The following is a 15,491-nucleotide window of genomic DNA, read 5'->3' as shown; positions in this document are numbered from 1 at the left end:
GCGTTCCCTGTCGTCATCAACTCGAAAAGTCTTCTCGCGTTATCATGGCGAACTATCCGGGCAGTGGCGCCTCCACGACGTCCAGCAGCGCGCCGAGGCCCTGTCGCAGACGGCGGGTGGCGATGCTCTCGGTCGCGAGACCGAACACCACGAGGGATCGCCCGGTCATCGCATAAACATGCCCGAACTCGAACGCGGGCATCTGCCCCTCCGGTTGATTGGTGTCGATCAACCCGATCCAGCTGCGTCCCTCGGCGACGGCGGGCAAGGTGAAATTGACGACGTCGTGATGAGCATTGTAGATCAGCAGCATGGTTGCATCAGAACCGCGGCGCTTGATCCCGGTCTCCTGGGCGCGGCCGTCGAGCAGCAAAGCGAAACATTTGGCGTTTCCGTCCTGCCACTGCTCCGTCGTCATTTCCTCGCCGGACGGCGCGAGCCACGTCACGTCCTTGACGTCCAGCTCTTCGTTGTGGGAGCCGACCAGGAAGCGGCTGCGGTAGAGAATGGGAAAGGCCTTACGCGTCGCGATCAGCTTGCGGGTGAATTCGCGAAGGCTGCGGCCGTTCGCGGTGATTCCCATCCAGTCGAGCCATGTGGTCTCGTTGTCCTGGGCGTACGCGTTGTTGTTGCCGTGCTGGGTGTGTCCGAATTCGTCGCCGGCAAGCAGCATGGGCGTGCCGTGAGACAACAGCATGGTCGCCAGCAGATTGCGCTTCTGGCGCTCGCGCAGCGCAATGATCTCCGGATCGTCCGTCGGTCCCTCGGTGCCGCAATTCCAGGAGTGATTGTTGCTGTGGCCGTCGCGATTGTCCTCGCCATTGGCCTCGTTGTGCTTGTCGTTGTACGAAACGAGATCATTGAGATTGAAACCGTCATGGGCGGTGACGAAGTTGACGCTGGCCCATGGCCGGCGGCCGCGCTTGTTGAAGAGATCGCCGGAGCCAGACACGCGCTTGGCGAAGTCCGCGATCGACCCCTCGTCGCCCTTCCAGAAAGCGCGCACGGTGTCTCTGAACTTGTCATTCCACTCCGCCCATCCCGGCGGAAACTGACCGACCTGATAGCCACCCGGACCGATGTCCCAGGGCTCGGCGATCAGCTTGACGCTGGAAAGCACGGGGTCCTGCCGGCAGGCATCGAGGAACCCGCCGCCCTCGTCAAAACCGTAAGGCTCTCGTGCCAGGATGGTGGCGAGGTCAAAACGGAAGCCGTCGACCCGCATCTCGGTTGCCCAGTAGCGCAGGGAATCCGCGACCAGTTGCAGCACACGCGGATGCGACAGGTTCACCGTATTACCGGTACCGGTATCGTTGATGTAATAGCGCTGCTGGTCCGGCAGCAGGCGGTAATAACTGGCGTTGTCGATGCCCTTGAACGACAGGGTCGGGCCGAGCTCGTTTCCTTCCGCGGTGTGATTGTAGACGACATCGAGAATGACCTCGATGCCATGGGCGTGGAACTGGTTGACCATGGTCTTGAATTCGTTCGCGAACGGCGTCTTGAGGTAACGCGGCTCCGGCGCGAAGAAGGCGAGAGAGTTGTAGCCCCAGTAATTGCGCAGGCCTTTCTCGACCAGGTAGCTGTCGTCGACGAAGGCGTGGATCGGCAGCAATTCTGCACTGGTGATGCCGAGCGATCGCAGATAGGCCGGAACTTCCGAATGCGCGAGACCGGAGAACGTGCCGCGGTCTGCGTCGGGCACCAGCGGATGTAGCTGGGTAAAGCCCTTGACGTGCATCTCGTAGACGATCGTCCGCTCCCACGGCACTTCCGGCTTGCGCGCGGCGCCCCAGGTGAAGGCCGGGTCGATGACGCGGCATTTCTGCATCAAGGGCGCGCTGTCGCGTTCGTCGTAGGAGAGATCCTTGTCGGCATGGTCGAGCTGGTAGCCGAACAGCTCCGGTCCCCAGCGCAACCGGCCGACCAGCTGCTTGGCGTAGGGATCGAGCACGAGCTTGTTGGGATTGAAACGGTGTCCCGCGTCGGGTTCGTAGGGGCCATGGACGCGGTAGCCGTAGACGGTGCCGGGACGGGCCGCGGGCAAATAGCCGTGCCAGACTTCGTCGGTGTATTCCGGGAGCTCGATCCGCTCCAGTTCGGTTTCGCCGTCGTCGTCGAACAGGCAGAGTTCGACCTTGGTGGCATGGGCCGAAAACAGCGCGAAATTGACGCCGAGCCCGTCCCAGGTGGCGCCGAGCGGAAACGGCTTGCCCTCGCTGATGCGGGAGCGGCGCAGGCTCGAGGCCGCCCGCGTCAGGGCGTCATCCGAATGTACTGTTTGATCCATCGTTGCCCCAGAACAGCCCTTCAAGAATTTGGTGCAATTGCCGTCACTTCCGCGTCGCCGGCTCGCCAACCGCCGCAGAGGCGATGACTGCGACAGGAGGCACATCGTCCGGCTTTGGCAGCGTGGTTGCCCTTTGCAGCGCCGCCTCCTTGCTGATGGCCGCAATCGAGTTGCCGGTCCGCTCGACGATGCTGGTCAGCTCCGCGTCGGACAATCCGAGACGCTTTCTGACAAGGCGCACCTGAGTACGGTCGGCAAGGTCGAGCTTGTTACGGATTGGTTGTGGCTTCGGGCGGCGCATGGCGAAAACTCCTGTGTAGAGTTGCAACCGTCCCCCAAGTGATTCCGTTCCCTGCTTGCCTTGCAGTCGCCCGTCTAGATCGAAGATTTGTAGATCGCCGCGTAGGACTTGGCCGACTGGGTCCAACTGAAGGCCTGTGCCATGGCCGCGCGGCGCATGTGATCGAGGCGGTCCTTCATGCCGAAGGTGGAAAAGGCCCGGCAAAGGCTTCCAAGGAAGCCGGGGGCCGACGCCCGGTCGAACAGGAAGCCCGTCTCGCCGTCCACGATCGTCTCGGCGAGACCGCCGGTGCGATGGCCGATCGGCAGCGAGCCGAAGCGCTGGGCGTACATCTGGCTCAGCCCGCAGGGTTCGAAGCGCGACGGCATCAGGGTAAAGTCGCTGCCGGCGAAGATCTTTCGTGCCTCGGCGTCGTCGAAGCCGATCTTCACGGCGATCGAGCGCGGCGCGCGCACCTGCGCCTGCAGCAGCGCCTCCTCGAACCGCGTTTCGCCCTTGCCTGTCACGACAATCTGGCCGCCCGCATCGACGATCGCTTGCGCACTCTCGATCACGAGGTCGACGCCCTTCTGGTGCACCAGGCGCGCCACGAGCGCGAACAGGGGGCCTCTCGAGACCGCCAGCCCGAACTGTTCCCTGACATCGTCGGCGTTCAATGACCGTTCGGCCCAGTCACCGGCGCCGAACGGCTGGAACAGTGAGGAGCATGTGCGCGGATCCCAGCTCTCGTCGATTCCATTTAGAATGCCGGAAAGCTGGTTGCGATCGGCCCGTTGCCGCAACAGCCCTTCGAGACCGCAGCCGAACTCGGCCGTGGTGATCTCGCGGGCATAGGTCTGGCTGACGGTCGTCAGGTGGGAAGCGTAGACCAGGCCGGCCTTGATGAAGGACAGGCGATTGTAGAATTCCACGCCGTCGATGTTGAAGCTGGCCTCGGGAATCCCCAGCGGCGCGAGCGAGCTGCGGTCGAAGACGCCTTGATAGGCCAGATTGTGGATCGTGAACACAGTTGGAATGTGCGCGTAGTGCCATTCCAGATAGCCGGGGATCAATGCACATTGCCAGTCATTGGCATGGACGAGATCGGCGGCCCAATCCTTGTCGACCAATCCTCTCGCAACCTGCGCAGCGGCATAAGAGAAGGTCGCGAACCGGACATTGTTGTCGCCCCAATCAGCTCCGCGGCCATCGGCATAGGGCGTACCGTCTCGTTCGTAGAGCGCCGGGCATCGGACGACGTAATAGGTCATGCCGTCGGCGGTATGCCCGAGATCGATGGCAAAGGCCGGAAGGGCCGCGAAAGGTTGGCATCGTCCGACGGTCGTAAGGTCTTGTAATCCACGCAGGACAGCCGGGTAGCCGGGGATGATGACGCGAACGTCGGCAAAGTCGCGCAAGGCGCGCGGGAGAGCCGCCGAGACGGCGGCAAGTCCACCCACTTGAATGAAGTCTGATACTTCGGGCGTCGCGAAAAGGATCCGCATGCGTCACGCCGCCCGGCCCGAGGGACACCACTGGCCTCTGCCAACCATCTCTGGAATTCCAATTGCGCTTCCCCAACGGAGCGCAATTCCTGAATTCCGCGCCGCAACAAACGTTCCTAACTTTCGCCACCGAACAGACTTTTTTCGTCCTCGGTTCAAAAGTGCACACAGAGCGTGTGGACGGGGTGCGGCGCTCGCCTGAGGAACGAATGCCTGCATCTCGGCTTCTCACGTCCTGAGCATGCTTAAGCGATCGTAAAATCGAGCCTCGCGAAGCGTGACGTAACTTCCAGCCATGCACGCAAAGGCGGCCAGGTTTGAGTCACAGATTGGGAATGGCCGGGCAACCGCGACACCACGGTCCTCGATGCCTCGATCACGGGGTCTGCTTCAATCTGTGGGCGCCGACGGCGCAATCGGTCGAATTGCTCGAGGCCGGCCGGCCGCCACTCCGGATGATGCGCGACCACGATGGCTGGTACCAGTCGTTGAGCCCCACCGCGCGTGTCGGCACGCGCTATCAGTTCAGGATCAACGAAGATCTGGTCGTTCCCGACCCCGCCGCGTTCTTCCAGCCCGACGACGTCGGGGCGCCGAGCGAGGTGATCGACACCACGGTGTTCCGGGACTCGGTGCTCTATCCCGGCCGCCCCTGGGCGGAGGCCGTGATCTACGAACTGCATGTCGGCACCTTCAGTGAGGAGGGCAGCTATGCCGGCGTCGAGAAGAAGCTGCCCTATCTGCGCGATCTCGGCATCACCGCGATCGAGCTGATGCCGCTCAATGATGTCCCCGGCCGGCACAATTGGGGCTATGACGGCGTGCTGCTGAATGCGCCGAATGCACGCTACGGCAGGCCGGAGGACCTCAAACGGCTGTTACGCGCGGCGCATGCCCTCGACATCATGGTCTACCTCGATGTGGTCTATAACCATTTCGGGCCGCAGCTGAACTATCTGCACCTCTATGCGGAAAGCTTCTTCACCACGCGCCATAGCACCGGCTGGGGCCCTGCGGTCAACCTCGAGGGACACGACGGCGCGTTCGTGCGCGAGTTCCTGATCGAGAACGCGCTGATGTGGCTGCGCGACTACGGGTTCGACGGCTTGCGGCTCGACGCCGTTCACGCGCTGAAGGACGATTCCGAACGCCATTTCCTGATCGAGCTTGCCGAGACGGTTCGCAGTCAGCTGCCGGGCCGGCGCGTGCATCTGATGCTGGAGAACGAGGCCAATCAGGCTCGCCTGCTCGACCGTGCGCAAGGGCGACCCCGGTTCTATGACGCGCAGTGGGGCGATGATTTTCACAACGCGCTCCACGTGCTGTTGACGGGCGAAGACGAAGGCTATTATCGCGCCTTCGCAGACAGGCCGCTTGAACATCTCGCGCGAGCGCTCACTGAGGGCTTTGCCTACCAGGGCGAAGTCTTTCCGCTGCATGACGAACCGCGCGGCGAGCCGAGCGCGCATCTGCCGCCTGAGGCGACCATCTTCTTCGCCCAGAACCACGACCAGATCGGCAACCGCGCGTTCGGGGAGCGGCTGTCTGCGCTGGTCGGTCCGGAGAAACTGGATCAGGCGATGGCACTGGTTCTCTTGAACCCGCATATTCCCATGTTGTTCATGGGTGAGGAAGCCGCGGCCGAGATGCCATTCCTGTTCTTCGCAGACTGGTCCGGCGAAGCCGCCGAGCTGACGCGGGAAGGGCGGCGCAAGGAGTTTGCGCATTTCAAGGCATTCTCGACGCCCGACATGCGCGCCAGAATTCCGGATCCGTGCGATGAAAAAACCTTCGAGGCATCGAAGCTCGACTGGAACGGCATCGACCGCTCTCCCGCCAGCGCCAGGTTTCGCGGTCTGACGACCCAATTGCTGAAGATACGGCGCGAGAAGATCGTGCCGCTGATCAAACGGGGTTTCGTGTCGGCTCATTGCAAGTTGCTGGGGGAGGACCAGCGTAAGGGTGGCCTGGATGCTCGTTGGCGGACGGAGGAGGGGGACATCTTGCAGATCGTCGCCAATTTCGCCGACCGCGAACTGTCTATGCCGGCACTGGTTGCGGGCGAGAGCCTATGGCGATTGAGCGCGGCCGACGCGCCAGCCCTGTTGCCGAACGATATCATCGTAAGGCTTGGTCAAGAGGCGTGATGGAACGGCGAGGAACGCTTCCGTCAGCTTTCCGTTAGCGGAGCAAATCCCTGGAGCCGCTTCATGATAGAATATCCAAAGCCGCCTTATCCTCCGCAGCAGCAACCGATGCCTGGTTCGACCCGCGCGATGAATCCGCGACCGGATCATGGCGAAGAGAGTTACAAGGGCTCCGGCCGCTTGGTCGGAAAGAAGGCAATCATAACCGGAGGCGACAGCGGCATCGGCCGCGCGGTCGCGATCGCCTATGCCCGGGAAGGCGCCGACATCGTCATCGCCTATTTGAACGAGGACGAGGATGCCGCCGAGGTCAAGACGCTGGTGGAGCGCGAAGGACGCAAGGTCGTCCTGATCCCCGGCGACATCCGCAATCCCAATCATTGCCGCGCGATCATCGCCCGCACCGTCGAGGCGTTCGGCGCAATAGACATCCTCGTCAACAACGCAGCGCATCAGGACACGTTCAAGGAGATCGCCGATATCAGCGACGAGGAATGGCAGCGGACGTTCGAGACCAACATCCATGCCATGTTCTATCTCACCAAAGCTGCGGTCCCCCACATGCGCCCGGGAGCGGCGATCATCAACACCGCGTCGGTGAACTCCGACATGCCGAATCCGACCCTGCTGGCCTATGCCACGACCAAGGGCGCCATTCAGAACTTTACGGGTGGGCTCGCCCAGATGCTGGCGGCGAAGGGCATTCGGGTCAACGCGGTCGCTCCGGGGCCGATCTGGACGCCGCTGATTCCATCGACGATGCCGGAGGAGAAGGTCAAGAATTTCGGGAAGCAGGTGCCGATGCAACGGGCCGGCCAGCCGGCCGAGCTCGCGACCGCCTATGTCATGCTCGCCGATCCGCTCTCGAGCTACACATCAGGAGCGACCCTTGCGGTCACCGGTGGCAAGCCGTTCATCTGACCGAACGTGCGACGAGAAAGTGGCAGCCCTGCGAGCAGGGCCGCCACGCCAGTACGTCTCGATCAAGCGGCGCTGGACGCCTTGGCATTGACGCCCTTGCGAAGCGCCACCGTGTTCAGCTTGGTGTTGGCGGCCTTCTCTTCGTTCAGGTTCGTCGTGAGGAAGCGCACGATGTCGTCGTGCCCGAGCTCCTCTGCCCATGCGATCAGCGTGCCGTAGCGGCACATTTCATAATGCTCGACGGCTTGTGCGTTGGCCACGATCGCGGCGTCGAGCACGGCCTTGTCCTCGATCTCGCCCGCGGTCTCATCGGCCTCCTTGATGATGCCGTCGATGGCGGGACAGTGTGTCCCGCTGGGCTCCTTGCCGAGCTTCGCGAACACCTTGCCGAGCCTGTCGACCTGCTTGTTGGTCTCTTCCAGATGAGCTTTCAGTCCGGTGACGAGGTCCCTGTTTGTCGCCTTGTCGATCATCTTCGGTAGCGATTTCAGGATCTGCTGTTCCGCGTAATAGATGTCCTGCAGCCCGTGCAGCAGCAGGTCTTCCATCGATTTGATGTCCTTGGTGAAGAATCCCATAAAAGACGTCTCCTTTCACAATGATGGAACTGGAACGCGGCACAGCCGCAGCTGTTCCATTTCTGTGACCAGATCAGGAGAGCCGAATGAGCGATGGTGCGGATCATCTTGCGAGCCTGCTCGGACGGGCGGCGATGGACGTGTGGGGCGACATGCCGCGCGATATCCAGGAAGCGCTGTTCGAGACCGCCATGAAGGGGCGTCCTGCGGAGCGGGAAGAGCTCGCGCGGCTGCTGCACGAGCGGCATCCCCGTACGCTTCATCCGGCGCGGCCGCGCTGAGCCGCGGCAGGAACGATCCGGCAAGAAGCCGATTTGTAAAATGGGCGAGGCGCGGTGAACGGGATTCGACGAAGCCCGTGAGCCGTAGCTCCGCCCAGGATCATATCGGTGAGTCGAGCGGCGTGACTGAAACGATTATCGGAAAATGGTACGATCCGATCTCCCAGAGATGGATTGTGCCGCGCGAAGCGCCCCCGTTGGTGGGCTATCCGCAGTCCACCCCGGAGAAGGGGTTAGAGACCCGCGCATCGGGCGAGGCGCAGCGGATCTGGAACCTGCTGGTGGATTGCTGCGCGCGCGGGTGATTTCCGAGCGCAACATCATTGGCTTCGGCAATTCACAGAGTGATGACATAGACCGCGAAGGCAATGATGAGCGCCAGGCTTACGACGGCGGTGCTGATCAATATCTTACCCATGGCGCGTCCGTGCTGTCTCGCAGTGTCAATGAAACAGCCGTCCTTTTCGTTCCGAACCGTCAGCTGAAGGCTCTGACTGTTCAAAACGCGTCGGTACCAAATGGCTTGAGCTATATCATTTGATATAGATATGGCTGCGCCCGCTCTTATCATTGGCCATCCAGAAAGGCACCGCATGGTGCCATGACATGGAGACCGATCGTGCTCAGGCGGCGTCGCGTTCAGCAAACCACCACTCTTCAAGAGCGGCTTGCGGAGTTCACCAGGACCATCCGTGAAAAGGCCGAATCGTTGCCCGACGGCAAGGAGAGGGATGAGCTGATGAAACGGCTGAGAAGCGCCGACACGGCGTCAAACCTCGACCGTCAATTTGCCGGCAGGGATTGAGCTGGTCTGCCGACGCGGAGATCGCGCGTCCAGCCTCTCGGGCGTCAGCTGCGGTACCAGCTCGCCAGATTCCAGGTCGTGACGTCCCAGCCCGACATGTCGACCATGAGGTTGTTGACCCCTGCGTTGACGATGTTGCGGGAAAGAAGCGGCAGGAACACGTTGGCCTCGCAAAAAGTTTCGTCGACCTTGATCAGCAGCGCGGCGCGCTTGACCGGATCAAGCTCGTTCTGTGCAGCCTTGTAGGCCTTGTCAGCCTCGGGATCGGACCAGCGCGAGACGTTGCGGCCGAGCCATTTGTTATCCTTGTTGGAGATCTCCCAGGAGACGCACTGGTTCAGGAAGCGCTCCGGGTCGGGCTGCGGCTGCGTGGTGTTGTACATCTCCATGTCGGCATAGAACTTCGAGTAGGTGTCGGGGTTGCCGACGTCGGACGAGAAGAACACCGATGCCGTGACCGCCTTGATCTCGATCTCGATGCCGGCCTTCTGGCAGGCCTGCTTGATGATGGCCTGCGTCTTCTGACGCGGCGCATTGGTCGAGGTCTGAAAGACGAATTTGAGCTTCTTGCCGTCCTTCTCGCGGATGCCGTCCGCGCCCTTGGCCCAGCCGGCTTCATTGAGGAGCTTGTTGGCCTTGTCGACGTCGAACTCGTATTTCAGCTTCTGCGACTTGAACTGTTTGGGTGCGTTGACGAAGCTCGCGGTGGCGATGCCGCCGCGCCCGTAAATGAACTTCTGGATCGAGTCGCGGTCGATCAGCAGGTTCATCGCGCGGCGAACGGCGGGATCGGACAGTGTCGGGTGCTTGGTCTTGGGGCTGGAGCGCTCGCCATCCACCTCGGTCCACGGGTCAGTCGTGTTGAGGATGATGAACTCGACGTTGCCGGAAGGCGTGACGTCGAGCTTGCCCTTGCCGCTGGCCTCCATGCGCTTGAGGACCTCCTCCTCCACCTGCATGTTCCAGGCATAATCGTATTCACCGGTCTGCAGCACGGCGCGCGCCGCGGACACCGCATCGCCGCCGCCCTTGATCTCCAGCGTGTCGAAATGCGGCTGGTTCTTGACGTGATAGTCGGGATTGCGTTCGGCCCGGATCAAGTCACCGGGCTTGAACTCGACGAATTTGTAGGGACCGGTGCCGACCGGCTTCAGATTGCCGGGCGCTTCGCGCGACTTCGCGCCGACATAGTCGCCGAAATGATGCTTCGGCAGGATCGGACCGACCGAACCGACGAAGGGGTCGGCCCAGAACGGCGTCGGCGCCTTGAACAGTACCTTGACGGTATGGTCGTCGATCTTCTCGACCGTGATGTCCTTGTAGGACCCTGTGGTGTACGCCGCCGTGGCGAGATCCGAAGCGTATTGCCAGGTGAAAACGACGTCGTCGGCGGTGAAGGGCTTGCCGTCATGCCATCTCACGCCCTGTTTCAGTTTCCAGGTCACGCTCAGGCCGTCCGGCGAAAGGCCGCCGTTCTGCTTGGACGGAGCCTCGGCCGCGAGGCAGGGGACGAGGTTGCCCTCCTTGTCCCAGCCGGCGAGGGGCTCGAAGAAGACGCGCGAGGCGATCTGGTCCTTGGTGCCGAGCGCGAAATGCGGATTGAGCAGCGTCGGGGCCTGCCAGAGCAGGATCTTGAGCGGACCGCCGCCGCCCGCCTTGGTCGGTTTGTAGGGCAGCGTGGCATCCGCCATCGCCACGTCGTTCCAAACCAGGATCTGGCTCGCGACCGGCGCTGCGATCCCGATCGCAGCCATCGTCTGCATGAACGAGCGTCGCGATAGCTTGCCCTGCTTCACCTCAGCGATGGACTTGCGGATTTCGTTCTCGTTCATCGGATGATCCCCACTTCACGGACAAGTCGTCACCGGCCAAAGCCCATCATGTTTCATCATGGGCGAGGCGGCAATGCCGACAGGGTGAGAAAATCCTGCGGCGAAATGACGAATGGGCGGGGAGAGGTCTGAAGCCCGGATGGAGCCGAGCGCAACCAGGATAAGTCCACCCGCGGCAGGCTGCGCCCTGGATTGCGCTTCGCTCCAGCGGGCTGGGCCCAACGATCCGTGCTGTTTTGCCGTAATGCGCCTCATGCTTGCGCAGGTGCATTCGTTCCCCACATGCGGACGAACGGAGAAGCGTCGTCCGCGTCGGCCAGCCAATATGGATTTCCATTTCATTGATTTCGCCCCGCGGAGAAGCGAATACGGTTCCAATCATTGCCAAGCCATGGAGACCAAGATGTCGTTTCGCCTTCCCCTGATCCTTGCCACCGCGCTCGCCGCCTGGTCGGCCGCCGCTTCAGGCGAGACCATCAAGATCGGCGTGACGCCGGGGCCGCACGCCCAGATCTTCGAGGCCGTGAAGCCGATCGCCGCCAAGCAGGGTCTCGACATCCAGCTCATCGAATTCTCCGACTACGTCGTGCCGAACGCCGCGCTCGATGCCGGCGAGATCCAGGCCAATTCGTTCCAGAATCAGCCCTATCTGGACAACCAGAAGGCCGACCGCGGCTACAAGATCGAAGCCGTCGGCCTGACCGTGAATTTCCCGATCGGTGTCTATTCCAAGAAGCACAAGTCCTTCGCCGACATTCCCGAGGGCGGCAAGATCTCGATCCCGAACGATCCGACCAATGGCGGCCGCGTGCTGCTGCTGCTGCGCGACAAGGGCGCGATCAAGCTGAAGGACGGCACGGGCTTCAAGCCGACGGTGCTTGATATCATCGAGAATCCCAAGAAGCTGAAGTTCATCGAGGTCGACGCGGCGCAGGCGCCGCGCGCGCTCGACGATGTCGACGCCGCCGCGATCAACACTAATTATGCAACCCAGGCGGGCCTCGATCCCGTCAAGGATCCGATCCTGCGCGAGGACCCGAAGGGTCCCTACGTCAATCTCATCGCCGTTCGCACGGTCGACAAGGACAAGCCCTGGGTCAAGATCCTGGTGGACAGCTACCACACCGCGGAGGTCAAGGAGTTCGTCCTGACCAAGTTCAAGGGCGCGGTACTGCCGAGCTGGTAGGCAGTCTGCCCAGCCAAAGCTCAGCTCAGGCGATCCCGCGGGCAGGCTTGCGTACGAGCCCTGCGCAATGCCCGCTTGTCTGGAGCTGCGGCAACCGACATCATCGGGGCCCATCCTCGTTCGACAGGGATCGTATGAAACGCTTAGCAAACCTGAAACGCCTGGGGTTTTTCACGCGACTCCTCGACGAGGCCCCACCCGCCGACCGATATCGCTTCGCGGCCGAACAGATCGTGCGCGCTGAGAAGGCGGGCCTTGATTCCGCGTGGATCGCGCAGCACCATTTCCACGAGCGCGAGGGCGGCCTGCCGTCGCCCTTTACTTTCCTCGGTTACGTCGCAGCCCAAACCTCGCGCATCCGGCTCGGCACCGGCATCGTCACCTTGCCGCTGGAGAACGCGGTGAGGGTGGCGGAGGACGCCGCGGTGCTCGATCTGCTCTGCAATGGTCGCTTCGAGCTCGGTGTCGGCACCGGCGGCAATCCCTCGGCTTTTGCCGCCTTCGGCCTCGACAGCGCCCAGCGCAACGAGATCTTTGCGCGCAATCTGGAAATCGTCCGCACGGCGTTGACGGGCAAGCCGCTCGACGGTGGCGACACGCTCTATCCGCAGCGGCCGCAACTGGACAACCGGATCTGGCAGGCGACATTCTCTGTGGCGGGCGGCGCGCGTGCCGGCAAGGCGGGCGATGGCCTGTTGCTGTCGCGCACCCAGCCTCGACCCAAGGAGGCGCCGAAGGCAACGCTGGCCGAGATTCAGAATCCGGTGATCGATGCCTACCTCGAAGCGCTGCCGCCGGGACGCGAACCCCGCATCATGGCCTCGCGCACCATCTTCGTCGCCGACGACCGCGCCGAGGCGATGCGCCTTGCCGATATCGGGCTGCGGCGCGCGCTGCCGCAATTCCTCAAGGGCGGCCACGCCAAGCCGGGCGAGACGCTGGAGGAGATGATCGCGGCGTTCGACACCCATGTCGGCGCGGCCGACGACGTCATCGCCTCACTGCGCGCCGACGCCACGCTGGAGCGGGTGACCGATCTCGTCTTCCAGGCGCATTCGGTCGATGCCCCGCATCCCCATATCCTGCGCTCGATCGAGCTGGTCGCGGAGAAGGTCGCGCCGGCGCTGGGTTGGGCGCGGACGGCGCCCGACGTGGCGCTGGCGGGTTAGTGGGAATGAACGCAATCGCGTTGCACGAGGCTGCAAGAGGCTGAATGATGGCTACGAAGGATATCATCGACACGCTCGCCGGCATCGAACCGGGTTCGCCGCTCGACGCCATTCGCGCACGCCGCCTGCAGGCGCGCGACAACGCGCAGAAGAGCTATCTCTCGCTGTTCGAGCCGATCGACGCCGGCGATGTCTCGCTGGTGGAGCGCGCCGCGGTTGCGCTGTTCGTGATCGGTCTTCACCGCGAGCCCACGACGGCGGGCTTCTACCGGGCGAAGTTAGCTGCGACCGCCGATGGCGCGCGCCTGGTCGAAGCGGTCGATGTCGAAATCGCGCAGGGCGAGACCTCGGGCCCCTACGGTGCGTTTCCAGCCGGCCCGCTGTCGGTCGAAAACAAGGCCGGCCTGATCTATCGCGTCAGCGCGGAGCGCAAGGCCGATCTCGGGGAACGGCTCGTTGCGGCGTTCGAGCACGCGCATCTGCTGGTGTTCCGCCCGCGCGATGCGGCTGCAGCCGACATGAAGGCGTTGCTCGCCGCCGGTTGGTCGAACACCGGCATCGTCACGTTTTCTCAGCTCGTTGCGTTCCTGTCGTTCCAGGTGCGCGTCGTCACCGGACTGCGCGCGCTCGGTGCCTCGCTCGGGCGCACCGCGAACGCCGCGGCCGGCGCGTAAGGAGGCTGCATCATGAGCGCTGCAAACAATGTCAATCCGCCCGTCGTCTTCACCCAGGATGAACTGGGCTGGGTGTCGTGGATCGATCCGCTGCCCGAGACTGAGCTGACCGAGCGGCATTTCGCCGGCCTCGTCGATCGCTCCCGTTCCAAGTCCGAATATTTTCGACTGCTGGTGCGCGATCCCGAGGTGCTGGAAGCCCGCACCAAGACCGACAAGGACATCTTCTACAACGTTGCCGACGGCCTGCCGCGGGCCGAACGCGAACTCGCGGCGGCTGCGACCTCGCGCTATAACGGCTGCGTCTACTGCGCCTCCGTGCATGCGCGTTTCGCCAGCACTTATTCCAAGCGCCGCGACGATGTGCAGCGGCTGCTCGACGAGGGCGTTGGCGCCGATCTCGGCGAGCGCTGGAATGCGGTCGTCAAGGCCTCGGTGGCGCTGGCTGCGACGCCGATCGCGTTCGGCCCCGACAATGTCGATGAGCTGCGCCGCGCCGGTCTCGACGATGCGGAGATCGTCGACGTCATCAACGGCGCGTCGTTCTTCAACTGGGCGAACCGACTGATGCTGTCGCTCGGCGAGCCTTCGAAATAGCCAATCTCACCGGCATGGAAATTGCTGGTTGTTTCAACACCTGACAGGATGGAGCCGTCCATGAGCAACATCGATCGTCGTACCCTGGTCAAGGGCTCGCTTGCCGCCATGATGGCGGGAGCATCCTTCTCGCGTGCCGCGCTTGCGCAATCGTCCGAGCCGATTTTGCTGGGCGTCAGCGGTCCCCTGACCGGGCCGAACGCGCAATATGGCACGCAGTGGAAGCAGGGCTTTGATCTCGCGCTCGACGAGATCCAGGCAGCGGGCGGCATCAACGGCCGCAAGCTCGCCTACAGCTTCGAGGACAGCCAGAGCGACCCGCGCCAGTCGGTGGCGATTGCCCAGAAGTTCGTCTCCGATCCCAGGATCGTCATGGAGCTCGGCGATTTCTCCAGCCCCGCCTCGATGGCGGCCTCGCCGATCTATCAGCGCGGCGGGCTGGTGCAGTTCGGCTTCACCAATTCGCATCCCGACTTCACCAAGGGCGGCGACTTCATGTGGAGCACCTCGGTCAGCCAGGCCGACGAGCAGCCGCTGCTGGCGGCCTATGCCGTCAAGCGTCTCGGCCTGAAGAAGCTCGCCGTGCTGCACCTCAACACCGATTGGGGCCGCACCAGCCGCGACTATTTCGTCAAGGCCGCGAAAGAGCACGGCGCCGAAATCGCCGTCACCGAAGGCTACATCGCGGAGGAGCGCGACTTCCGCTCCACGCTGGTGCGGGTCCGCGACGCCAATCCGGACGGATTGATCCTGATCTCCTATTATTCCGACGGTGCTCTGATCGCGCGCCAGGCGCGTCAGGTCGGGCTGAAGCAGGTGATCTGCGCCGCGAGCTCGGTCTACTCGCCGAAATTCCTGGAGCTGGGCGGCGAGGCCGTCGAGGACGTCCATGTCGGCACGCGCTACTTCCCGGAAGACCCGCGCCCCGAGGTGCAGAAATTCATCGCGGGCTTCAAGAAGAAGTACAACGGGGTGGAGCCCGACGCGTTCAACGCCTACGCCTACGACGCGATGAATATGGCGGCCGCCGTCGTCAAGATTGGCGGCACCGACCGGCGCGCGATCCGCGACGCCTTTACGAAAGTGAAGGATGTCTCGAGCGTGATCTTCGGCAAGGCGACGTTCGACGTCGAGAGCCGCCGCGTCAAGGGCGCCATGAACGCCGAGCTCGTCGTGCGCAAGGGTCAGTTCGCGCTCTGGGACGGCAAGCCGACCTGAGGGGATTT

Annotated in this window: 16 protein-coding genes; 11 read left to right on the top strand and 5 right to left on the bottom strand. The window is 63.0% G+C overall.

Annotation, left to right across the window (positions count from 1 at the left end; translation table 11 throughout):
* Positions 1 to 52: 52 nt before the first annotated feature.
* From glgX to glgA, 3 genes are all read right to left on the bottom strand, one after another.
* Positions 53 to 2,290 carry a glycogen debranching protein GlgX gene (glgX, locus tag AC0L20_RS14570; protein WP_473289103.1) on the bottom strand — a complete coding sequence of 746 codons (2,238 nt, stop codon included), beginning with the start codon at positions 2,288 to 2,290 and terminating at the stop codon, positions 53 to 55.
* Between the two features lie 43 nt (positions 2,291 to 2,333).
* Complete coding sequence (locus AC0L20_RS14565; RefSeq protein ID WP_473289101.1) at positions 2,334 to 2,591, bottom strand: hypothetical protein; 258 nt, start codon at positions 2,589 to 2,591, stop codon at positions 2,334 to 2,336.
* Between the two features lie 74 nt (positions 2,592 to 2,665).
* Entirely contained in the window at positions 2,666 to 4,075 is a 1,410-nt protein-coding gene (glgA, locus tag AC0L20_RS14560; protein ID WP_247287719.1) for a glycogen synthase GlgA, read from the bottom strand.
* 335 nt (positions 4,076 to 4,410) lie between these two features.
* Here glgA and treZ point away from each other — a divergent pair, with 335 nt between their 5' ends.
* Both treZ and AC0L20_RS14550 read left to right on the top strand, forming a co-directional pair.
* Positions 4,411 to 6,222, top strand: a complete 1,812-nt coding sequence (gene treZ / locus AC0L20_RS14555) for a malto-oligosyltrehalose trehalohydrolase (RefSeq protein WP_473289097.1) — start codon at positions 4,411 to 4,413, stop codon at positions 6,220 to 6,222.
* A gap of 63 nt (positions 6,223 to 6,285) precedes the next feature.
* Positions 6,286 to 7,143, top strand: coding sequence for an SDR family oxidoreductase (locus tag AC0L20_RS14550; protein ID WP_473289095.1), 858 nt, complete (start codon positions 6,286 to 6,288; stop codon positions 7,141 to 7,143).
* A 62-nt stretch (positions 7,144 to 7,205) separates the two neighbouring features.
* Here the strand turns inward: AC0L20_RS14550 and AC0L20_RS14545 are convergent, their stop codons facing one another.
* The gene (locus tag AC0L20_RS14545; protein ID WP_027519885.1) at positions 7,206 to 7,721 is read right to left on the bottom strand and encodes a YciE/YciF ferroxidase family protein; all 516 of its coding nucleotides are present in this window, start codon (positions 7,719 to 7,721) and stop codon (positions 7,206 to 7,208) included.
* Positions 7,722 to 7,807: 86 nt separating this feature from the next.
* Here AC0L20_RS14545 and AC0L20_RS14540 point away from each other — a divergent pair, with 86 nt between their 5' ends.
* The 4 genes from AC0L20_RS14540 (at position 7,808) to AC0L20_RS14525 (ending at position 8,807) form a co-directional block, all read left to right on the top strand.
* Positions 7,808 to 8,002 (top strand): hypothetical protein, encoded by a 195-nt coding sequence (locus AC0L20_RS14540; protein ID WP_473289091.1) that lies wholly within the window; start codon positions 7,808 to 7,810, stop codon positions 8,000 to 8,002.
* A 77-nt stretch (positions 8,003 to 8,079) separates the two neighbouring features.
* Positions 8,080 to 8,307 carry a hypothetical protein gene (locus AC0L20_RS14535; RefSeq protein WP_473289088.1) on the top strand — a complete coding sequence of 76 codons (228 nt, stop codon included), beginning with the start codon at positions 8,080 to 8,082 and terminating at the stop codon, positions 8,305 to 8,307.
* Positions 8,289 to 8,543, top strand: a complete 255-nt coding sequence (locus tag AC0L20_RS14530; RefSeq protein WP_473289086.1) for a hypothetical protein — start codon at positions 8,289 to 8,291, stop codon at positions 8,541 to 8,543. Before AC0L20_RS14535 ends, AC0L20_RS14530 begins: the two co-directional genes overlap by 19 nt.
* Before the next feature lie 78 nt (positions 8,544 to 8,621).
* Entirely contained in the window at positions 8,622 to 8,807 is a 186-nt protein-coding gene (locus AC0L20_RS14525) for a hypothetical protein (RefSeq protein ID WP_473289083.1), read from the top strand.
* A gap of 44 nt (positions 8,808 to 8,851) precedes the next feature.
* On the opposite strand, the gene AC0L20_RS14520 is transcribed toward AC0L20_RS14525, so the two are convergent.
* A complete protein-coding gene (locus AC0L20_RS14520; protein WP_473289081.1) occupies positions 8,852 to 10,639 on the bottom strand; it encodes a peptide ABC transporter substrate-binding protein in 1,788 nt (595 codons plus the stop codon).
* A gap of 391 nt (positions 10,640 to 11,030) precedes the next feature.
* On the opposite strand from AC0L20_RS14520, the gene AC0L20_RS14515 reads away from it, so the two are divergent.
* The 5 genes from AC0L20_RS14515 (at position 11,031) to AC0L20_RS14495 (ending at position 15,483) form a co-directional block, all read left to right on the top strand.
* Positions 11,031 to 11,825, top strand: a complete 795-nt coding sequence (locus AC0L20_RS14515) for a MetQ/NlpA family ABC transporter substrate-binding protein (protein WP_456768194.1) — start codon at positions 11,031 to 11,033, stop codon at positions 11,823 to 11,825.
* A gap of 134 nt (positions 11,826 to 11,959) precedes the next feature.
* Entirely contained in the window at positions 11,960 to 12,994 is a 1,035-nt protein-coding gene (locus AC0L20_RS14510) for a putative FMN-dependent luciferase-like monooxygenase (protein WP_473289078.1), read from the top strand.
* Positions 12,995 to 13,041: 47 nt separating this feature from the next.
* Positions 13,042 to 13,668, top strand: coding sequence for a CMD domain protein (locus tag AC0L20_RS14505; RefSeq protein WP_473289525.1), 627 nt, complete (start codon positions 13,042 to 13,044; stop codon positions 13,666 to 13,668).
* Positions 13,669 to 13,680: 12 nt separating this feature from the next.
* On the top strand, positions 13,681 to 14,265 hold the full coding sequence (locus AC0L20_RS14500; protein ID WP_473289077.1) for an alkylhydroperoxidase domain protein: 585 nt from the start codon (positions 13,681 to 13,683) through the stop codon (positions 14,263 to 14,265).
* 60 nt (positions 14,266 to 14,325) lie between these two features.
* A complete protein-coding gene (locus AC0L20_RS14495; protein WP_473289076.1) occupies positions 14,326 to 15,483 on the top strand; it encodes an ABC transporter substrate-binding protein in 1,158 nt (385 codons plus the stop codon).
* Positions 15,484 to 15,491: the final 8 nt, after the last annotated feature.

The sequence above is a fragment of the Bradyrhizobium sp. Kon58 genome (assembly GCF_055807455.1).
The sequence above is the reverse complement of the archived record's forward strand: the minus strand, read 5'-3'. Positions and strand labels throughout refer to the sequence as shown.